Source organism: Vreelandella aquamarina (assembly GCF_900110265.1).
Classification (GTDB): Bacteria; Pseudomonadota; Gammaproteobacteria; order Pseudomonadales; family Halomonadaceae; genus Vreelandella; species Vreelandella aquamarina.
Genome location: NZ_FODB01000005.1, coordinates 71,888 through 90,039, shown reverse-complemented (window position 1 = coordinate 90,039; position 18,152 = coordinate 71,888). Strand labels below are relative to the sequence as shown.

The following is an 18,152-nucleotide window of genomic DNA, read 5'->3' as shown; positions in this document are numbered from 1 at the left end:
GACAGAGCAAACAGCCGGAGGCCACCGTTCATGCGCATTGAGGACATGAGCATCGACCAGTTGCTGGAATTGAATCAATACGTCTGCCGGCGCATCGACGAACTGAGGGATCAGGAAAATCTGCAGGCACTGAGTCAGTTGCGGGTGGGCCTGAAAGTAACCTTCGAGGGCCGGGAAGGCCCGGTGTTGGGGATCGTCACCAAGATCAACCGCAAGAGTGTGATTGTTCTGGCCGAGGACGGCCCCAAACAGTACAAGGTCTCGCCGGAGTTATTAAGGCCTCTGCGTGACGTGAAGTAGGTCAACTACGTCGTGGAATGAACGCTTACGCTAAACAGCGCCACTAGTAGAAAGAAAAAAAGGGCTTGCCGTTTGGCAAGCCCCTTTTGATTGATATCACCTCATAACTTAAAACTCTTCCCAGTCGTCTCCACCAGCTTTAGTGGGTGCAGGCTTAGAGGAGAGTGCCGGGCGCTTGAGCTCTTGGCTGGTCCCGGACCGGCTGGCAGGCAGCGCTTGGCGCGTCTGGTCATTCAACTGGGGTGTTGTCTGGCTTTGTGAGTCGTCTTCCCCTAATACGAAGGAGTTGACTAGCTCATTAAGGTGCTCAGCGTGGCGGCGCATATCCGCAGCGGCCGTGGTGGACTCTTGCACCATGGCCGCGTTCTGCTGGGTCATGGTATCCATTTCGGCTACGGCGGTGTTGATCTGGCCAATACCACTGCTCTGCTCTTTGGCGCCGGCGCTGATTTCACCGATCACATCGGTAACTTTTGATACGCTCTCAACGATCTCGCGCATGGTGGCACCGGCATTACGCACCAGCTCGGCGCCAGTGTGGGTGTGCTGAACGGAGGTATCGATCAGCGCGCGGATCTCTTTAGAGGCATTACTGGAGCGGCTGGCCAGGGTGCGTACTTCTTGAGCAACCACCGCAAAGCCACGGCCATGCTCACCCGCACGGGCAGCTTCCACCGAGGCGTTTAGCGCCAGAATGTTGGTCTGGAAGGCAATCGCATCAATCATGGTGATGATTTCACTGATGCGCGTAGCCGAGTCGTTGATATCGCGCATCGTGTTTTCTACCTGCCCCATGGCCTCTTCACCCTGGTGGGCCACTTCCGCAGTGGACTGCACCAGCTTGTTGGCCTGTTGGGCATTGTCAGCACTGTGGTTCACGGTGGAGGTAATCTCCTCCATGGAGGCCGATGTCTCTTGAAGATTGGCCGCCGCCTGCTCGGTGCGAGTAGACAGCTCCTCGGAGCTACGCGAGATTTCGCCAGCAGAGTGATAAACGCTGACCGTGCTGCGGCGTACGTCGCGCAGAGTATCCTGCATGCGGCTGGCAAAGGCGTTGAACTGCACGGCTAAGTTGCCCACTTCGTCGTTGCTCTCGACCGAGAGACGGCGGGTCAGGTCGCCACGGCCTTGCGCAATATCCCCCATCGCATCAGCGGTGCGCTTTATCGGACCGACAATACGACGCACAAAGCCAAAGGCCAGCAGAGCAATAGCTGCAAATAGTGCAGCGCCTAGCAGCGTCGCGGATATAATCGTATTTCGTAGGTCGGCAGCGGCAGCAGCCTCTAACTCGGCCATTGCTTCATCAACATCTGTTACATACACACCAGCGCCTACAATCCAGCCCCATTTTTCTAAACGATCAATGTAGGAGTGCTTGGGCTCAGACTCATTGGTACCGGGGTATTCCCACGGGTATTCGTAAAAACCACCGCCATCTTGGCCAACTCGGATGAAATCCCGCACGATATAGGTGCCATCAGGTGCTTGCAGGTCTCTCAGGTTTTGACCTTCACGCTCCGGAGAGTGAGGCAATACGATGTTAGTACCATCGTACTCATATACGAAAATATAGTTTTCGCCTTCAAAGCGCATGGAGCGCAGCATTTCGGCAGCGCGCTCCTTCGCTTCACGGTCATTGGCACCGGCGTTTTCATAAATCGGGGCAATAGCCGTTGTTGCCATCTGCACGATATTGCGCACCGAGGCACGACGCTCTTCAATCAACAACTCACGCTGTGCCGCTAACGCTTCGCGGGAGTCCTTGACATTGCTATAGGCTTCAAAGCAGACCAAGACAACGGTGACCAACAGTAAGGGGAGTAATACCAGCATCAGCACCTTGGTCTGCAAACCCAAGGCCCAACGACTTCTCTTCTCAGAAGTAGCCATCATGTTCGAGTTCTATCCTCATCAAGTGGGGGATATGCGTTGTAATCGGTGCTTTGTTATCGGCAAAAAGTGTGTCAACTTTAGTCACTTCTCATGATTTTTTGCTTTATGAACAATAAATTCAAGCTACAAAACACCTTTACATAACATGAGTTAAGGATATCAACAGCCTATCAGTTCATTGTAGAAATGTGGTGGCCAGGGATGGCCCGTTTTGGCAGGATCTCACCTAAACAACTGCAACTGCCCAGCCTTTCATACCATCAAAGCTGGGCAGTTTTTTATATCTGCTAATTATACCTATACCCACTTCCATTTAATGTGTTACAGCGGCCCTTGGGCGACGCTCGTCCAGCATGCCTTTATCGAGAATAAAGCGGATGATCTCTTCAAGCCCGACGCCATCGTAGAGGTTGGTGAACACGAACGGGCGCTCACCGCGCATCTTTTTCGAGTCGCGCTCCATCACTTCCAGTGAGGCGTGGACCTGCTCGGCAATATCGATTTTGTTGATAATCAGCAGGTCGGATTTGGTGATGCCGGGACCGCCTTTGCGGGGAATTTTGTCGCCTGCCGACACGTCGATCACGTAGAGCGTTAAATCAGAAAGCTCGGGGCTAAACGTGGCGGAAAGGTTATCGCCGCCAGACTCGACCAGCACTAGCTCCAGCTTGGGATGACGGGCGTGTAGCTCATCAATCGCCGCTAGGTTCATCGAAGCATCTTCCCGAATCGCCGTGTGCGGGCAGCCGCCAGTTTCTACGCCCAAGATGCGATCCGCTGGCAGCGCATCGTGCTTGAGCAGGAAATCGGCGTCTTCGCGGGTATAGATATCGTTGGTGACAACGGCAATGTCATAGTGGTCTCGCAGCGCGGTGCAGAGCTGCTTGAGCAGGGCGGTTTTACCTGAACCGACCGGGCCACCCACGCCAACGCGTAAACAGTGAGTCATGGTTTTCTCCTAAATAACAACGCTCGTTAGCTTCTAAACAAACGGGAATATTGGGTTTCGTGTAGGGCGCTGGCCAGCGCCAAGCCGGGCAGCGCAGGGCCAAGCTCGTCATCGTCTAGCCGCTGGGCCTTCTCGACGGCATTCACCAGTTCGCCACGTAACTGCTCGATAATGCGCTGAGCAGCGGTGTGCCCCAGCGGCAGCGCTTTACAAGCCACCGCGAGTTGATTTTCCAGCCACGCCCAGCCAAAGCCGAGCTGCGCTTGACGCACAGGGATGCCGCGCTGGTAGGCCGCCCAGGCAAATAGGGTCACATAGCCTGCCTGTACCGGTAGCAAGGGCGTAAGTGAGTCTTCACTAGGCAGCCCTTCATTTTTGGGTAATAGGTCGAGGCTGCCCAGCAGCCGCTTCAGCGAGGCGCCCAGGCGGCTGTCTTCAGCAGCCAGTTCAGCGGTTTCACGGGTAGCGGCCAGCCAGTCGTCCCACTTTGACACCGCAGTGCCATCCTGCTGCTCGAAAGCACGATATAGCCGCTCGATCAGCGGCAGCTCACAGCAGCTTATGCCATCTTCCAGCACGCCGGATAGCCACTGAGACAGGCTTGGCTCATCACTCACCCAGCCTAGTTCAAAAGCGCTCTCTAGCCCTTGGGAAAAGGCGAAGGCCCCAATGGGCAGTGCGGGGCTGACGAGCTGCATCAGCCCTAGCAGGGCGAGGTCTGAGGGCTGTTCAGTGGGCATGGTGGTGCTCATGCGCGTGGTCGTGGTCGTGGTCGTGGGAGTGAGCATGACCGTGGCTGTGTGAATGACCGTGCGAATGGCTGTGCGAATGTCCACCGCCCACTTGGTTGTAGGCGCCCGGTTCGGGGTCGAAGGTGGCGTTGTGGTGCTCGAGCGTCGCGCCCAGCAGCTCAGCCAGCTCTTCGAGAACGTGGTCGGGCGGGAAGCGTACCCAGCCACCTTTAGCATCTTCACCCAGCGCCAGCTGTACATGGCGGTTGCCGAGGTGGTAAGCCAGCCGGGCCAGCGGTAAGCCAGTACTCACTCGCGCGGTCACCACGGGTTCAATGGCGGCGCAAATGCGCACGATCTCGCCATTTTCGGCTTTCAAGCCTTCGCCATCGCGCAGCACGGGGCCGCGATCCAGAAACAGCCCCAGCGGCTGGCCGCTGTCGCTTTCGGCTTTTAAGCGGCCACGAATGCGTAGCTCAAAGGGCAGTGTCAGCGTGTCGCTGGCGGTGCCCTCATCTATGGGGCCGAGGCGTTCAATCAGTTTCAACATTACTACCGTCCCGTTGAAAGAGTTGTTCGTCATATTCTGTGTCTCACTCTCCAGCTTGAAGCCATGGAGCCAGCAACCTCTGTGGGAGGCCGCTTCAGCGGGCGAAGGGTACCGAAGGCACGCTCAATTAATTTCAGCATGATGCTCTCATCCTTTCTCGATCCATGAAGGCTGAGCCGGGGGTAGGCCGTAGAGAGGGTCTTTTGCCATGGATGGCAAAAGTAGCGTACAGGGAGGTATTTACAGCGCCCTCTCGTAGGCCTACCCCCGGCGCCCCGGGCAACAACTCAATCAAAACAAGTGATACCGCTGCGCCAGCGGTAGCTCGGTCGCGGGCTCGCAGGTGAGCAGTTCGCCGTCGCAGCGCACTTCGTAGGTTTGCGGGTCGACGGTGAGTTCTGGGCAGGCATCGTTGAGCTTCATGTCTTTTTTACGCACGCCGCGCACGTTTTTACAGGCAGAAAGCGTGCTTTGTAGTCCCAGGCGCTCTTTGATGCCCGCGTCAATCGCCGCTTGGCTGACAAAGTTGAGCCGTGTCTGGCTGGCGGCGCGGCCAAAGGTGCCGAACATGGGGCGGTAGTGCACCGGCTGCGGCGTGGGGATGGAGGCGTTGGGATCGCCCATGGGCGCACCGGCAATCATGCCGCCTTTCAAAACCAGCGCCGGTTTGACGCCGAAGAAGGCCGGCTTCCACAGCACCAAATCGGCCAGTTTGCCCACTTCAATGGAGCCTACTTCATGGGCGATGCCGTGGGTAATGGCGGGGTTGATGGTGTACTTGGCGATATAGCGTTTAGCACGCAGGTTATCGGCCCCCAGCGCTTCATCTTCCGGCAACAGGCCGCGCTGCACTTTCATCTTATGGGCGGTTTGCCAAGTGCGGCAGACCACTTCGCCCACGCGGCCCATGGCCTGGGAGTCAGAGGCGATCATCGAGATCACGCCCAGGTCGTGCAAAATATCCTCGGCGGCGATGGTTTCACGACGAATACGCGAATCGGCAAAGGCCACGTCTTCGGGAATATTGGGATCCAGGTGGTGGCAGACCATGAGCATGTCGAGATGCTCGTCGATGGTGTTCACCGTGTAGGGCCGCGTGGGGTTGGTGGAGGACGGCAGCACGTACTCTTTGGAGCAGGCGGTGAGGATATCCGGGGCGTGGCCGCCGCCTGCGCCTTCGGTGTGGTAGGTGTGAATGCCGCGCTCTTTAAACGCCGCCAGGGTGTCTTCCACGAAGCCGGATTCGTTGAGCGTGTCGGTGTGAATGGCGATCTGCACATCGTACTTTTCCGCCACGCTTAAGCAGGTATCAATCGAGGCGGGGGTGGTGCCCCAGTCCTCATGCAGTTTGAGACCCATCGCGCCCGCTTCCAGCTGTGCTTCGAGCCCTTCTGGCAGGCTGGCGTTGCCTTTGCCGAGCAGACCGATGTTCATGGGCAGGTCGTCCACCGCTTGAAGCATCTTGCCAATGTGCCACTCGCCGGGGGTGCAGGTGGTGGCGTTGGAGCCGGTAGCAGGGCCGGTGCCGCCGCCCAGCATGGTGGTAACACCGCTCATCAGCGCTTCTTCCACCTGCTGGGGGCAGATAAAGTGGATGTGGGCGTCGATGCCGCCTGCGGTGAGGATTTTGCCTTCGCCAGCAATCACTTCGGTGCCGGGGCCAATAACGATCTCCACATCCGGCTGGGTATCGGGGTTGCCTGCTTTACCAATGGCGGCGATGCGGCCGTTTTGCAGACCTACATCGGCTTTGACGATGCCCCACCAGTCGAGAATCAGCGCATTGGTGATCACGGTGTCCATCACCGTGGCATCTTGGCGCTGGCTTTGGCCCATGCCATCGCGGATAACTTTACCGCCGCCGAACTTCACTTCTTCACCGTAGTGGGTGGCGTCTTTTTCGACTTGAATCCATAGCTCGGTGTCGCCCAGGCGCACGCGGTCGCCTACGGTGGGGCCGTACATATCGGCGTAGGCTTGCCGACTGATTTTGTTTACCGGTTTCATATTTGCCTCTGCCTCAAGCGTTGAGTCCAGTGCTGGGCGGCCATCGTCTGTGTGACACGCTGTGAATACATCCCTGTAAGCTTGACTGCGCCATCCATGGCGCAGACAGTCACCCAACCGATGCCCGCCCTACCGTCGGTTGTTCTTTATTAATCCGTTGGCTAATCGAGCGGCCCCATCACATCGCCACGGAAGCCGTAGATTTCCCGCTTGCCGACAAACGGAATCAGCGTGACTTCGCGGGTTTGGCCGGGTTCGAAACGGATAGCGGTTCCGGCGGCGACGTCCAGGCGGTAGCCACGGGTTTTATCGCGGTCAAACACCAGCGCGGGGTTGGCTTCGGCAAAGTGGTAGTGGGAGCCAAGCTGAATGGGCCGGTCGCCGGTGTTGGCCACCTCCACGGTGATACGCTCGCGACCCGCGCACAGCTCGATATCACCCTCTTGTAACTGATACTGTCCTGGAATCATGGCGCTCTCCTAACGGTGGATGATTAGTTGATCGGCGTGTGAACGGTGACCAGCTTGGTGCCGTCGGGGAAGGTGGCTTCCACCTGTACTTCATCGACCATCTCCGCCACGCCTTCCATCACGTCGTCTCGGGTGAGGATTTCGCGGCCGTAGCTCATTAAATCCGCCACGCTGCGGCCATCTCGCGCGCCTTCCATAATCTCAAAGCTGATCAGCGCTACCGCTTCGGGGTAGTTCAGTTTTAAACCACGCGCTTTGCGGCGCTCGGCAAGCTGGGCGGCGGTAAACAGCATCAGCTTGTCTTTGTCTCGTGGGGTCAGTTCCATGGAGTGTCTCCAGCGTTATCAGCGTGTTGCCAATTAAGTTAGCCAAATGCGCGGCGTATGCGCTTCGCGCCCGATCCAGCGCGGCCGTAGTAGCTGCCAGGCGTGTTCACACAGGGCCCAGGCTTCGTTACGGGATGTGCCTAGATAGCGCATCAGCAGTACGCCGTGGCGCACGGTTACCGCCCAGCGGGGGTTATCCGGCAGCGCTTCGCGCAGTGCTTCAATAGCCACAGCGGCATCGTCAATACCCACCGCCCAGAGCGTGGCCTGCACCGTGGCGCCGCCCTGCCCCCAGCGGCCCGCAAAGCGTGGGTGTGCGGGGTCCAGCGGCTGGCGTTCAAGCCACAGCGGCTTGCCATCCAGGGTTAAGCGAAAGTGCTGTTCGATGCGCCCCGTGACATAGGGCAGATCGCTGGCCGGGCGTCCGAGCGCCATCACTTCCCAGCCTAGGCAGCGGGCATTACCCTGCAGCGCAATATGGGTGCGCTGAGTACCCTTTGAGCCGTTAAACGCGATGGTTTCCTGGGGTAGCCACTCTAAGGTGCCGCCCTCTTCTACCGTCAGCTCGGTGTGCTGCGTCCAGGCCACGCCTTGGCTGTCGGCTTTGTAGAGCTTATTGGCAGCGGGCGTGGTGAGCAGCGCATGGGCACCGCGCTCTACATGGGCGCGGATGGTCAGCGCATCACCGCTCACGAGCCCGCCGGGCGGGTGCAGCACGTAAATGTGGCACGCTTCCTGGCTGCCTTCCGGGTAGAAGGGGCGCTGTACCCGTAACGGCCCTTGGTGGCGCGCCTGAATTAGCCTTGTCACGTCGTCGCGGTTGGCAAAGCGCAAGGCCAGCGAGGCGGCCCAGCGGCGCTCGGCGTCAAAGCGGTGGCCGGAACCAGCAGCGGGTGGGGCAAGTTCGCTCAACATCATGGGGCGCTGTCGCTTCCTTGTGGATTCATCATTGCCTTATAAATGCAAAGAATGCGCCAAAATGGTGAAAGGCGCTTTTTTACCGTCATAAAGACCTTTTTTTGAGCCTCAACCCTCTTGCCCAGCCCTCCAATGCACCAAATATGTGCATATAGCCATCACATTGCACCTAACCGGCGAACGGCTGGCCGTGTACGTCAATCCCTATACGGCTGAGGTGCTTGGTTCGCTGGATGACCGGGGAACGGTGATGTGGACCGTTCGCTACCTGCATAGCTTCAAGTTCTTCGGGCAAACCCCGCGCAAGCTGATTGAGATTGCCGCGGGCTGGTCGATTTTGTTAGTCGCCACCGGCATTTATCTCTGGTGGCCGCGCAACGGCAGGGGCGGCGTGGTGAGCCGCTGCTCGATATGAGCTACGCCGACTATGGCCCGCTAGGCCGCTGGCTGGAGTTTGGGATTAACGTTCACTTGGGGCAGGAGTTTGGGCTTACCAATCAGCTCTTCCTGCTGGCGGTATGCATCGCCATCATCGTGATGTGCGTGGCCGCAGGCGTGATATGGTGGAAGCGTCGCCCCGCTCGCCAAGGCTAACAGGACGGTAGGCCGACTTAGTGCGCCGCGTGCCCATGATCATGGGCACCTTCATGGTGGCTCCCTTCCGGAGAGGCACCCACTGGCAGCACCTGAAGTTCGATCTCCATCGGCTCGGCGTGCTGGAATTCAAGCGTCACAGGGACAGGTTCACCCTCAACGATGGGAGAACCCAGTTCCATCAACATCAAGTGTAAACCGCCCGGCGCTAGCGTCACGCTCTCGCCCGCCGGTAGCTCAATGCCACCGGGCAGGGGTGCCATGCGCATCACATCGCCGTCCATCTCCATAATATGAATCTCGACACGCTCGGTGATCGGGCTGGTCGCCCCCAGCAGCATGTCATCGCCATCGCCGTGATTGGTAAGGGTGACAAAGCCACCGCCCGCTCCGGCCCCCGGCGGAGTGGCGCGTGCCCAGGGGTGGGCAACCTCAATAGAGGATGCCTGCCCCGCCATACCTTCCTGGCGGGCACCACCATGATGGGCGGCCGATAGCGGTGCGCTTATTAACAGCATCGTTAGTAGCCACACAACCTTTGACGGCATTATGCGCTGCGGAAACATGATTCTCTCCCCAATCAATCCGTTACTAGCAGACAACCACTCGGTCGCGACCACTGCGTTTCGCCTGGTACAGCGCTTGGTCGGCGCGCTGCATCGAGCGTTGGTAGTCTGGGTGGCCATCATGAAGCGTAACCCCGACGCTCACCGTGACGTTCAATAGCGTATCGGCAGCGGCTAACATCGGCTCTTTGGCCACCGCGTGGCGCAGCCGTTCGGCAAACAGTCGGCTGCCGTCTTGATCCGTATCCACCAGCACAATCAGAAACTCTTCACCGCCCATACGAAACACGTAGTCGCCACCTCGGGTCGAGCGGTCAAGAATTCTGGCCACCTGCTGCAGTACGTTATCGCCAGCATCATGGCCATGGGTGTCATTAATTGATTTGAAGTGATCAATATCCACCATGAGCAGCGCAAAACACTTTTCCGAATGCCGGGCGATCTCTATTTCACGGCTCAGCACCACCGAGAGGAACTTGCGATTGAGCAGACGCGTCAGGCTATCGCGGCCTGCTTCGAGCCCCGAGGCGCGATCCAGAACGTCATCCAACAGCATCAAGATCGTGCGAGCCGCATCGCGAATGCTGCTCAACGCAGTCAGGCGACGCTGGCTGTCTGAGTCGCCTAGCTGGGCGAGCCACTCCTCGTCCACGCGACGAACATGCTGTGAAATGGTGGTAATTTCCGGCGCGCCCTCAAAGGCGTGGCACGCTTTATGGTGATACCAAAGCCCAAACTCGGAGCTGGCTAATCGGGGTAAAGCCGTCGTTGCCTGCTGCGCAGCCACGGCAAACATCAGTGCGTTCTCCCAATCGAGCAGTGCGGAGCGCTGTCGCTCGCGCTCATCGCCGATGCTCTGGGTTAAAGAGAACAGCTTATAGGCTTCTTCCATACGGGTATTACGATTATTCGCCACTGAATAGGCATGGCTCATTATTTCCATGGCCATATCAATATGATCAGACACGTAAACCGCTGCATCACCGGAAGAGAGTTCAGCGCTAAAGGTGCTGTTAATGTGCTCATAAAGCGCCTGCTTTAGCTGCCGTGCGCCATTAAGTACCAAGTTCACCGGGATATCGATACGCGCATGCACCTGGCCGACTTTTTCCTGCTGCTCGACCAGGGATTCGAAATCGGCGTGCTCGACGGCAAACATAGCGCTGAGCCAGCGCTGCATGGAGGGGTGAAGCCGGTTTTTCACCTGCTCATTGGAGAGAAACAGCGACGCGTGGGGGTCTTCCAGCATCACTTGATAGAAATGATCGGCAAAGATATCGCGGCGGGATTCCACCAGTGTCTCCACCGCTTGGCGTAGCGCCAAAGGCGTGCGCTCCAGGAGTGACTGCCACTCGGCAGCGAGCTGATGTTTGTCTTTATAACGCATATCCCACCCGATGGTTATTGTTGAAACCCGCCATATTACACATAAAACGCAGCGCCAAAACCTACTCAGCGCAGGGTTTTAAGCAAAAAGCCCGCCTTTTTGATGTTTTAATAAGAGCGGGTAAAGTGAGCGCGCATAATTCATTATTGCTAATAAAGCATATTTTTATAAAAATATTTAACTAGCCATGTCGCTTGACGGTGAAGCAGGCACCACGTATACCAATTGATATTCTTTAAAAGTATCAAACGAGGATAAGGCCATGGATATCCACTTCACGCAATACCAGCCACCCAAAGCGCTCGCTTCCGGATTCTGGCAGCAGATCGGCTTGCCTGCTCGCGGCCGGAAGCTGCATGAGCTGCTACATGCAGGCGTCGAATATCGTGTTTACCCCAAGCTTGCCAAGGTGTCAGGTATTGAGCAGAAAGCGCTGGCACGCTATGTGGATATCCCTTCTGCCACGCTGAGCCGCCGTGCCAAGTCAGGCCGCTTCAAGATGGCGGAAAGCGACCGGTTATATCGCTTTGCCGAGTTGTTCAAGGCGGCGCTGGACCTGTTCGAGGGCGACGCGGAGGGTGCCCGTGCCTGGCTGCTCAAACCCAATGCCGGGCTAGGCGGGCGTCGCCCTGTCGAAATGAGCGCTACCTCAGCAGAGTACCAAACGGTACTAAACCTGATTGGACGGTTGGAGCACGGGGTCTCGGTATGAGCGAGGTCACCGCTTACCGGCTGGTGAAGCGCAAGTTTCAGGAGACAGCGTTTGATGGCGAGGGCGCACGGCTTTACGGCGGGCGTTGGAACAGCCCAGGCAATGCCTGTGTGTATGTGGCGAGCTCAGAGTCGTTGGCGCTGCTGGAAATCATGGTGCATCTGGAAAGCTATCGGCTGCTCAACGCCTATGCACTGCTGCGCCTGACGCTGCCCGCAGAGAGTATTTTAAGCGTTGGCGTAGACGACCTACCAGATCACTGGCAGGAAGCGCCAGCGCCTGCGGAAACGGCTGATTTAGGCGATGGCTGGCTAGCCTCCGGCCAGAGTTTGGCGCTGGCCCTGCCCAGCGTGGTGGTGCCGAGAGAGCTTAATTACATGCTCAACCCGGCCCACCCTTTATTCGAGCAAGCCATTGCCAGCGCCGAGGAACTGCCCTTCCAACCCGATACACGGCTGTAAACCGGGTGTGGATAACTTAAACCGTCAAATGCTGCTTAATCAGCTCGTTAGAGAGCTCGCTGATCTCGCCTTTGGCCACTGGGCGTCCGCGGCCCATGATCACGATGCGACCCATTTCAGCACAACGCTTAATTTTATTTCTATCGCATCCATCAGCCGCAGCACATATTTAAAAAACTCTTACCAATCAATAAGATAAATATATAAAATGCATGCCAGCACTAGATGTACTCCACCACGACTGCATCTTCTTGCAAGGACAAGTTTCATGATAGAATGTTAACCCTAAAACGGTTCGTATCACTATGTCCTTACGATGGACTATTACATGGCAATCTCAGTCATAAATAGAAAAAAATATTTAACTTATTAACGAAGTGACGCAAAAAACTTTACATCACCCTTCTTAAAGCATTTCTATTTAACTATTTTTTGTTAATTACTGGCTATTAAACTTCTGGAGCTAAAACATGGCTCTATAAACTTCAATCAACTTTATGACTTGAGGATCACTATGACTAACAGTCAAAAAAAACAACCAGACATGATTCAGATTGAAGAAGCTGAAAAGCAGATAAAAGATTACTCTCGCACTGTAAAATTTACGGTCACGGAATATTCTTTTGAATTCATTGTTCAGAAATTAAAGCAAGAACGGTACTATGTCCCTGAATATCAACGAAATCTGATTTGGTCTCCCGCCGTTCAATCTAAATTCATAGAGTCTGTACTCATGGGGCTTCCAATTCCTTTTGTTTTCTTTTGGCAAGATGAAAATGGTCGGATGGAAATTGTAGACGGCTCACAGCGATTAAGAACAATTCGAGCCTTTATGGAAAATAAAATTCGCTTGCAAGGCCTTGAAACTATTCCTGCAGCTAATGGACTACTTCACTCAGACTTCCCAATTTCAAGGCAACTTAAATTTGCAGAAACACCTATACGAGTCATCATCTTAGACAATGCGACTGATGCACTTACCAGAACAGAGATGTTTGCCCGTATAAACACTGGCGGAACAACAGCTAATGACGCTGAGGTTAGGCGTGGCAGTTTGCCTGGCCCAGTAATGGACTTAATCATTGAATTGGCCAATAGCCCCGAATTCATATCCCTAACCCCTATAAGCAAAGCTCATATCGAAAAACGTGAGCGAGAGGAGTTAGTTACAAGGTTCTTTGCTTATCTAGAGAGATTTGAGCCTGATTTAGCTGACGGCTCGGGAGACATTCCTACCTATAAGGAATCTCCCAGAACCTTCTTTTTCAAATTTATAAAAGATGAAAATGCGAGAATTCTAGCAGAGTTAGAGAATAATGGCGCTTCCAGCTCGTTAGAAAAAATGCGGAACGATTTTTACCAGATGCTTTCTTTTGTGAAAATGACATCTCCTAACGGCTTCACGAAATCGACAACAGGGACGCAAGTTCCAAGGGTAAGATTTGAAGCAATTGCTGTTGGTTCAGCTCTTGCATTGCGTTCTGACCCAAAGGTAATGACACGTGCAAAAGATATGACCAATTTTTTAGAGTCAAAGGATTTTCAGTCTGTCACTAAATCAGACGCAGCCAATGTGAAAAGCAAACTCCTGGGACGAATAAATCTCGTCCGCAATTGGTTGGTAAAGCAATGAATGAAGTTTTAAGCTATTTAGAAGAGCGAAGAGAGGAATTCAATCGCCATCTTAAGATTGCGCGCATGCTTGAATCCCGAGTCGATGAATCACTTGACGAAGGAGATGAACCGATTGAGATCAGGCACGTCAACACTTTAAAATCAGGACTCTTAATCCATCTTTATAATATCGTTGAGGCAATAACTACAAGAACACTTGAAACAGTTGGCCAGACAATCGTAGCTGACAGGCCTGCAAATTGGAAAGAAAAAGTCTTAAACGAATGGGTACGTGCTGAGATTTGGAGCGGTGAAGATCGAATTGGCGACGGTGCTTTAAAGCGTTTAACTGAATTAGGAGCAACACTTGCATCTGGAAATTGCCCTCCAGGCTTCAGCATTAAAGGTGAGCCCGGCAGTTGGAACGATAAGTCGATAAAAAAAGTTGCTTCTCGTCTTGAGTGCGAAATTTTTTTATCAGGAGAAGTCCGTAGGGGAGCGTATGAGCCCTACTATCGCAATGATACAACAGCTTTGACTTATCTTGCTAATAGAAGAAATGCAATAGCTCATGGAGCAATTACTTTTGAGGAAGGAGCATATGACTTAACTCTCAACGAAATTGATCAACTAGCTAATAGAATTTTACCTTATTTAAAAGAGGTTTCAATTTCTTATCAAAACTACCTTGAAAACAAACTCTATCTTGCAAACGAGGAGGTAGGGTAATGAGTTCTACGAAAAAAATCGCTGCCGTAGATTTATTTTGTGGCGCTGGAGGTCTTACCCATGGCTTAATAAAAGCAGGCATTGATGTGCGCGTCGGTATCGATCTTGATCCAGCATGTCACTATCCTATTGAAAAAAACAATAACACCCGCTTTATAAAAGCTGACGTATCTCAATTGACCCCATTAGAAATACTAAGTATATTTAAAAATTCTGAGATTAATTTAATGGCTGGCTGTGCGCCCTGCCAACCATTTTCATCATATTCACGTTCCACTAAACAACATAAAGCGCATAAAGACTGGGGTCTTCTTTCCTCCTTCTCAGACCTAGCAATCAAGGTTAAGCCAACGCTTGTTACAATGGAGAATGTTCCTCCTCTACGGAATCAGGAAATTTTTAAAAACTTCGTCTCACAACTTATTGCGCATGGCTACTTTGTTGATTTTAAAGTGGTAAAATGCACAAAAATTGGCTTACCACAAAGTCGTCAACGCCTGGTTTTAGTTGCATCTTCTTTAGGGCCCATCACACTTCCAGACACATATATATCAGCTAAAACAGTCCGAGAAACTATATCAGATCTTCCTGCAATTTCAGCGGGTTCTTCTCATTCTCAAGACCCATTGCATGCTGCTGCATCATTGAGTGAACTGAATTTGGCACGTATACGACATTCCAAGCCTGGAGGAACATGGAGAGATTGGCCAGAGGAGCTTCGCGCGCCATGTCACGTTCGAGACAGTGGCTCGACTTACCCATCAGTGTACGGTCGAATGGAATGGGATGAACCAGCACCAACAATTACTACTCAGTGCTATGGTTTTGGAAATGGAAGGTTTGGGCATCCTGAGCAAGACAGAGCTATCAGCCTAAGAGAAGCTGCCATGTTACAGAGTTTTCCTAAAGAGTATTCCTTTTCTCCAGCTGGCACTCGTATCAACTTTAATAATCTTGGACGCCTAATTGGGAATGCCGTTCCTGTAGTACTGGGAGAGTATATTGGAAAGACTCTTGTTGAGCATGTCAGAACTGCTTAATCAAAGGAGTAATATTTAAACAAATAAATAGCATTCATAAAATTTCCTTTAGCGATTTCAAGGCACATTTTAAAATTTTCTGTTCCAGAAAAATTGATCATATAAAAACTGCAACTCACATTCCTAGTATAGGCATGGCGGAGAGAAGCCTCCGCCATGCATTCTTCATTTTGAGCTTGATCAGCACATAAGCCTATATAGCTATAATAATTATCAAACCGTCAAATGCTGCTTAATCAGCTCGTTGGAGAGTTCGCTGATCTCGCCTTTGGCCACCGGGCGGCCGCGGTCCATGATCACGAAGCGGTCGGCGTATTTGCGGGCGAAGGGCAGCTTTTGCTCGACCAGCAGCACCGTTAAACCATCCTCTTTGATCAGTTGGCGAATCACCTGGCCGATTTGGGCGACGATATTGGGCTGAATGCCCTCCCCTGGCTCATCGAGAATCAGCAGCTTCGGTTCGATTACCAGCGCGCGGCCAATGGCGAGCTGCTGCTGTTGCCCGCCGGATAGGTCACCGCCTCGGCGGTGCTTCATCTCTTTGAGCACCGGAAACAGCTCGTAGATGCGCTCGGGGATTTTTTTCAGCCCATCACCTCGGGCGGCCAGTCCAGTGCGCAGGTTCTCCTCCACCGTGAGCAGCGGGAAGATCTGCCGCCCCTGGGGCACAAAACCGATGCCCAGTCGCGAGCGCGCTTCCACGGCTTTTTTGGTGAGTTCGATCTCGCCATCATTGCCCTGGTAGCGCAGTTGGCCGCTCTTCACCGCGACTTCTCCCATGATGGCTTTCATCAGGGTGGTTTTACCCACCCCGTTGCGACCCATCACACAGGTGCACTGCCCGGCGGGCACGTCTAGGTCTAAGTCCCACAGCGTATGGCTCTCGCCGTAGAACTGGTTGAGCTTTTCAATCGCCAGCATCAGGCGCTCTCCTCTTCATCCGACCCTAGATACACCTCGACCACTTTGGGGTCGTTGGAGACCTGATCCATGCTGCCTTCGGCCAGCACGCTGCCCTGGTGCAGCACGGTTACTTTGCGCGCAATCGAGCGCACAAAGCCCATGTCGTGCTCTACCACCACCACCGACTGCTTGCCAGCAAGGCCGGTGAGCAGCTCGGCGGTGCGCTCCATCTCCTGCTCGGTCATCCCGGCCACCGGCTCGTCCACCAGCAGCAGGCGCGGGCGCTGCATCAGCAGCATGCCAATCTCCAGCCACTGTTTTTGGCCGTGGGAGAGAATCCCGGCGGGCTGGAAGCGCAGCGCGGTCAGGCCGATGGTTTCCAGCACGTCGTCGATGCGGTCGCTGATCTCGCTGGTCATGCGGGCGGTCAGCGTGGGAAAGATGCGCTTGTCGGCGGCCATGGCGAGCTCCAGATTGTCGAATACGCTGAGCGCTTCGAACACCGTGGGCTTCTGGAACTTGCGGCCAATGCCGAGGCTAGCGATTTCCGGCTCGTTCATCTGCAGCAGGTTATGGCGGCTGCCGAACCACACGCTGCCTTCGGTGGGGCGGGTTTTGCCGGTAATGATATCCATCATGGTGGTTTTACCGGCCCCGTTGGGGCCGATAATGCAGCGCAGCTCGCCGTCGTCGATGGTCAGGTTCAGGTTATTGATCGCCTTGAAGCCATCAAAGCTGACGGTGACATCTTCCATATACAGAATCGGGCCGTGGCGCACGTCGACCGGCGAGGCCTCGGTGGCCATAAAATCAAACACCCGATCCCGCGCTTTTAGCGATTGTAATAGGCTCATGCGGCGGCCTCCTTGGGTGGGTGATCATCCTCTTTGCGGCGTTTTAGGTGGCCTAACAGCCCCGCTACACCTTTGGGCAGCAGCACCGTGACCAGCACGAATAGCGCGCCCAGAGCGAACAACCAGGCGTCGGGCATAATGCCGGTGAAGATGGTTTTGGCGTAGTTGACCAAAATAGCGCCGATCACCGCGCCGTACAGCGTGGCCCGGCCACCCAGCGCCACCCACAATACAATTTCAATCGAGAACAGCGGCGAGAACTCGCTGGGGTTGATAATTCCTACTTGCGGCACATAAAGCGCCCCGGCAAGGCCCGCCAGCATGGCCGAGACCACAAACACAAACAGCTGGAAGCGCTCGACGCGGTAGCCAATAAAGCGCGTGCGCGCTTCGGCGTCCCGGGTTGCCACACATACTCGGCCCAGCTTGCTGGTCACAATCGCCCGGCAGAGGATATAGCCCAGCGCCAGCGCTACGCCGGTGGCGATAAACAGCCCCAAGCGCGTGGCATCGCTACGCAGGTTAAAGCCCAGCAGCTCACGGAAGTCGGTCAGGCCGTTATTGCCGCCAAAACCCATCTCGTTGCGGAAGAAGGCTAGCATCAGGGCAAACGTCAGCGCCTGGGTAATAATCGACAGATACACCCCGGTCACCCGCGAACGGAACGCCAGGAAGCCGAACACCAGCGCCAGCAGCCCCGGTGCCAGTAGCACCATGGCAAAGGCGAACCAGGCCATATCGAAGCCGTGCCAGTACCAGGGCAGGCTGTCCCAGTTGAGGAACACCATAAAGTCCGGCAGGACCGGGTGACCGTAGGTGCCACGGTCACCGATTTGGCGCATCAGGTACATGCCCATGGCGTAGCCGCCAATGGCGAAAAACGCCCCGTGGCCCAGGCTCAAGATGCCCAGGTAGCCCCATACTAAATCTACCGCCACCGCGAGCAGCGCGTAGCTCAGGTACTTGCCGAACAGGTTAACGGTGTAAGCGTTCACATGCAGCGGGTGCCCCTGGGGCACCGCCAGATGCAGCACGGTGACCAGCAGCAGCGCGGCAAACAGCACGCCGAGGAAGGTCTGAGTGGCCCGCTCACCGAACGGGCGGGTGAGCCAAAACTGGCTGGATGTTGCTTGCGTCATCATGGG

At 54.9% G+C, this 18,152-nt stretch carries 21 protein-coding genes and 1 pseudogene; 8 read left to right on the top strand and 14 right to left on the bottom strand.

Translation table 11 applies throughout. From position 1 onward, the window contains the following. A partial coding sequence (locus tag BMY49_RS02605; RefSeq protein WP_244154897.1) for a hypothetical protein occupies nucleotides 1-300 on the top strand: 300 nt, incomplete at its 5' end. Between the two features lie 108 nt (nucleotides 301-408). Here BMY49_RS02605 and BMY49_RS02600 read toward each other — a convergent pair. The 8 genes from BMY49_RS02600 to BMY49_RS02565 form a co-directional block, all read right to left on the bottom strand. After that, the gene (locus tag BMY49_RS02600) at nucleotides 409-2,193 is read right to left on the bottom strand and encodes a methyl-accepting chemotaxis protein (protein WP_089674749.1); all 1,785 of its coding nucleotides are present in this window, start codon (nucleotides 2,191-2,193) and stop codon (nucleotides 409-411) included. Nucleotides 2,194-2,509: 316 nt separating this feature from the next. Next, the gene (ureG, locus tag BMY49_RS02595; RefSeq protein WP_044630219.1) at nucleotides 2,510-3,145 is read right to left on the bottom strand and encodes an urease accessory protein UreG; all 636 of its coding nucleotides are present in this window, start codon (nucleotides 3,143-3,145) and stop codon (nucleotides 2,510-2,512) included. Nucleotides 3,146-3,171: 26 nt separating this feature from the next. Continuing rightward, complete coding sequence (locus BMY49_RS02590; RefSeq protein ID WP_089674739.1) at nucleotides 3,172-3,885, bottom strand: urease accessory protein UreF; 714 nt, start codon at nucleotides 3,883-3,885, stop codon at nucleotides 3,172-3,174. Beyond that, nucleotides 3,875-4,426 carry an urease accessory protein UreE gene (gene ureE / locus BMY49_RS02585; protein ID WP_089674747.1) on the bottom strand — a complete coding sequence of 184 codons (552 nt, stop codon included), beginning with the start codon at nucleotides 4,424-4,426 and terminating at the stop codon, nucleotides 3,875-3,877. Before ureE ends, BMY49_RS02590 begins: the two co-directional genes overlap by 11 nt. 291 nt (nucleotides 4,427-4,717) lie before the next feature. Continuing rightward, nucleotides 4,718-6,433 (bottom strand): urease subunit alpha, encoded by a 1,716-nt coding sequence (gene ureC / locus BMY49_RS02580; protein ID WP_089674737.1) that lies wholly within the window; start codon nucleotides 6,431-6,433, stop codon nucleotides 4,718-4,720. Nucleotides 6,434-6,594: 161 nt separating this feature from the next. Next, on the bottom strand, nucleotides 6,595-6,903 hold the full coding sequence (locus BMY49_RS02575; RefSeq protein ID WP_089674735.1) for an urease subunit beta: 309 nt from the start codon (nucleotides 6,901-6,903) through the stop codon (nucleotides 6,595-6,597). A 23-nt stretch (nucleotides 6,904-6,926) separates the two neighbouring features. Then, nucleotides 6,927-7,229 (bottom strand): urease subunit gamma, encoded by a 303-nt coding sequence (gene ureA / locus BMY49_RS02570; protein WP_016915359.1) that lies wholly within the window; start codon nucleotides 7,227-7,229, stop codon nucleotides 6,927-6,929. A gap of 33 nt (nucleotides 7,230-7,262) precedes the next feature. Beyond that, the gene (locus tag BMY49_RS02565) at nucleotides 7,263-8,147 is read right to left on the bottom strand and encodes an urease accessory protein UreD (protein WP_089674732.1); all 885 of its coding nucleotides are present in this window, start codon (nucleotides 8,145-8,147) and stop codon (nucleotides 7,263-7,265) included. A 145-nt stretch (nucleotides 8,148-8,292) separates the two neighbouring features. Here BMY49_RS02565 and BMY49_RS17680 point away from each other — a divergent pair, with 145 nt between their 5' ends. Next, a complete protein-coding gene (locus BMY49_RS17680) occupies nucleotides 8,293-8,562 on the top strand; it encodes a PepSY domain-containing protein (protein WP_062375536.1) in 270 nt (89 codons plus the stop codon). Further along, nucleotides 8,559-8,741 (top strand): PepSY domain-containing protein, encoded by a 183-nt coding sequence (locus BMY49_RS17675; RefSeq protein WP_062375534.1) that lies wholly within the window; start codon nucleotides 8,559-8,561, stop codon nucleotides 8,739-8,741. The genes BMY49_RS17680 and BMY49_RS17675 overlap by 4 nt, the downstream gene beginning before the upstream one ends. A 17-nt stretch (nucleotides 8,742-8,758) precedes the next feature. On the opposite strand, the gene BMY49_RS02555 is transcribed toward BMY49_RS17675, so the two are convergent. Then, nucleotides 8,759-9,259 carry a copper chaperone PCu(A)C gene (locus BMY49_RS02555; RefSeq protein ID WP_244154896.1) on the bottom strand — a complete coding sequence of 167 codons (501 nt, stop codon included), beginning with the start codon at nucleotides 9,257-9,259 and terminating at the stop codon, nucleotides 8,759-8,761. Nucleotides 9,260-9,332: 73 nt separating this feature from the next. Next, the gene (locus BMY49_RS02550; protein ID WP_062359182.1) at nucleotides 9,333-10,694 is read right to left on the bottom strand and encodes a diguanylate cyclase; all 1,362 of its coding nucleotides are present in this window, start codon (nucleotides 10,692-10,694) and stop codon (nucleotides 9,333-9,335) included. A 262-nt stretch (nucleotides 10,695-10,956) separates the two neighbouring features. On the opposite strand from BMY49_RS02550, the gene parS reads away from it, so the two are divergent. Both parS and BMY49_RS02540 read left to right on the top strand, forming a co-directional pair. Next, a complete protein-coding gene (gene parS, locus BMY49_RS02545; RefSeq protein WP_089674729.1) occupies nucleotides 10,957-11,406 on the top strand; it encodes a type II RES/Xre toxin-antitoxin system antitoxin in 450 nt (149 codons plus the stop codon). Next, the gene (locus BMY49_RS02540) at nucleotides 11,403-11,867 is read left to right on the top strand and encodes an RES family NAD+ phosphorylase (RefSeq protein ID WP_089674727.1); all 465 of its coding nucleotides are present in this window, start codon (nucleotides 11,403-11,405) and stop codon (nucleotides 11,865-11,867) included. The genes parS and BMY49_RS02540 overlap by 4 nt, the downstream gene beginning before the upstream one ends. Before the next feature lie 16 nt (nucleotides 11,868-11,883). On the opposite strand, the pseudogene BMY49_RS17670 reads toward BMY49_RS02540, so the two are convergent. Next, nucleotides 11,884-11,976, bottom strand: a pseudogene (locus tag BMY49_RS17670) (ABC transporter ATP-binding protein); the annotation flags it as partial. Between the two features lie 435 nt (nucleotides 11,977-12,411). Here BMY49_RS17670 and BMY49_RS02535 point away from each other — a divergent pair. The 3 genes from BMY49_RS02535 to BMY49_RS02525 are packed head-to-tail and all read left to right on the top strand — an operon-like array spanning nucleotide 12,412 to nucleotide 15,250. Next, on the top strand, nucleotides 12,412-13,500 hold the full coding sequence (locus BMY49_RS02535) for a DUF262 domain-containing protein (protein ID WP_089674743.1): 1,089 nt from the start codon (nucleotides 12,412-12,414) through the stop codon (nucleotides 13,498-13,500). Next, complete coding sequence (locus tag BMY49_RS02530; protein ID WP_089674725.1) at nucleotides 13,497-14,210, top strand: MAE_28990/MAE_18760 family HEPN-like nuclease; 714 nt, start codon at nucleotides 13,497-13,499, stop codon at nucleotides 14,208-14,210. The genes BMY49_RS02535 and BMY49_RS02530 overlap by 4 nt, the downstream gene beginning before the upstream one ends. Beyond that, nucleotides 14,210-15,250 carry a DNA cytosine methyltransferase gene (locus tag BMY49_RS02525; RefSeq protein WP_089674723.1) on the top strand — a complete coding sequence of 347 codons (1,041 nt, stop codon included), beginning with the start codon at nucleotides 14,210-14,212 and terminating at the stop codon, nucleotides 15,248-15,250. The genes BMY49_RS02530 and BMY49_RS02525 overlap by 1 nt, the downstream gene beginning before the upstream one ends. A gap of 213 nt (nucleotides 15,251-15,463) precedes the next feature. On the opposite strand, the gene urtE is transcribed toward BMY49_RS02525, so the two are convergent. Genes urtE through urtC form a run of 3 tightly spaced genes read right to left on the bottom strand, consistent with a single transcriptional unit; the run spans nucleotide 15,464 to nucleotide 18,149 of the window. Beyond that, nucleotides 15,464-16,171, bottom strand: a complete 708-nt coding sequence (urtE, locus tag BMY49_RS02520) for an urea ABC transporter ATP-binding subunit UrtE (RefSeq protein ID WP_089674721.1) — start codon at nucleotides 16,169-16,171, stop codon at nucleotides 15,464-15,466. Further along, entirely contained in the window at nucleotides 16,171-17,007 is an 837-nt protein-coding gene (gene urtD / locus BMY49_RS02515; protein WP_089674720.1) for an urea ABC transporter ATP-binding protein UrtD, read from the bottom strand. The genes urtE and urtD overlap by 1 nt, the downstream gene beginning before the upstream one ends. After that, complete coding sequence (gene urtC / locus BMY49_RS02510) at nucleotides 17,004-18,149, bottom strand: urea ABC transporter permease subunit UrtC (protein ID WP_062359185.1); 1,146 nt, start codon at nucleotides 18,147-18,149, stop codon at nucleotides 17,004-17,006. The genes urtD and urtC overlap by 4 nt, the downstream gene beginning before the upstream one ends. Nucleotides 18,150-18,152 lie beyond the last annotated feature (3 nt).

Coding starts and splice junctions, on each gene's coding strand:
- BMY49_RS02600 (WP_089674749.1), bottom strand. CDS start 2,193: ATGGCTACTTCTGAGAAGAGAAGTCGTTGGGCCTTGGGTTTGCAGACC.
- ureG (WP_044630219.1), bottom strand. CDS start 3,145: ATGACTCACTGTTTACGCGTTGGCGTGGGTGGCCCGGTCGGTTCAGGT.
- BMY49_RS02590 (WP_089674739.1), bottom strand. CDS start 3,885: ATGCCCACTGAACAGCCCTCAGACCTCGCCCTGCTAGGGCTGATGCAG.
- ureE (WP_089674747.1), bottom strand. CDS start 4,426: ATGTTGAAACTGATTGAACGCCTCGGCCCCATAGATGAGGGCACCGCC.
- ureC (WP_089674737.1), bottom strand. CDS start 6,433: ATGAAACCGGTAAACAAAATCAGTCGGCAAGCCTACGCCGATATGTAC.
- BMY49_RS02575 (WP_089674735.1), bottom strand. CDS start 6,903: ATGATTCCAGGACAGTATCAGTTACAAGAGGGTGATATCGAGCTGTGC.
- ureA (WP_016915359.1), bottom strand. CDS start 7,229: ATGGAACTGACCCCACGAGACAAAGACAAGCTGATGCTGTTTACCGCC.
- BMY49_RS02565 (WP_089674732.1), bottom strand. CDS start 8,147: ATGATGTTGAGCGAACTTGCCCCACCCGCTGCTGGTTCCGGCCACCGC.
- BMY49_RS17675 (WP_062375534.1), top strand. CDS start 8,559: ATGAGCTACGCCGACTATGGCCCGCTAGGCCGCTGGCTGGAGTTTGGG.
- BMY49_RS02555 (WP_244154896.1), bottom strand. CDS start 9,259: ATGCTGTTAATAAGCGCACCGCTATCGGCCGCCCATCATGGTGGTGCC.
- BMY49_RS02550 (WP_062359182.1), bottom strand. CDS start 10,694: ATGCGTTATAAAGACAAACATCAGCTCGCTGCCGAGTGGCAGTCACTC.
- parS (WP_089674729.1), top strand. CDS start 10,957: ATGGATATCCACTTCACGCAATACCAGCCACCCAAAGCGCTCGCTTCC.
- BMY49_RS02540 (WP_089674727.1), top strand. CDS start 11,403: ATGAGCGAGGTCACCGCTTACCGGCTGGTGAAGCGCAAGTTTCAGGAG.
- BMY49_RS02535 (WP_089674743.1), top strand. CDS start 12,412: ATGATTCAGATTGAAGAAGCTGAAAAGCAGATAAAAGATTACTCTCGC.
- BMY49_RS02530 (WP_089674725.1), top strand. CDS start 13,497: ATGAATGAAGTTTTAAGCTATTTAGAAGAGCGAAGAGAGGAATTCAAT.
- BMY49_RS02525 (WP_089674723.1), top strand. CDS start 14,210: ATGAGTTCTACGAAAAAAATCGCTGCCGTAGATTTATTTTGTGGCGCT.
- urtE (WP_089674721.1), bottom strand. CDS start 16,171: ATGCTGGCGATTGAAAAGCTCAACCAGTTCTACGGCGAGAGCCATACG.
- urtD (WP_089674720.1), bottom strand. CDS start 17,007: ATGAGCCTATTACAATCGCTAAAAGCGCGGGATCGGGTGTTTGATTTT.
- urtC (WP_062359185.1), bottom strand. CDS start 18,149: ATGATGACGCAAGCAACATCCAGCCAGTTTTGGCTCACCCGCCCGTTC.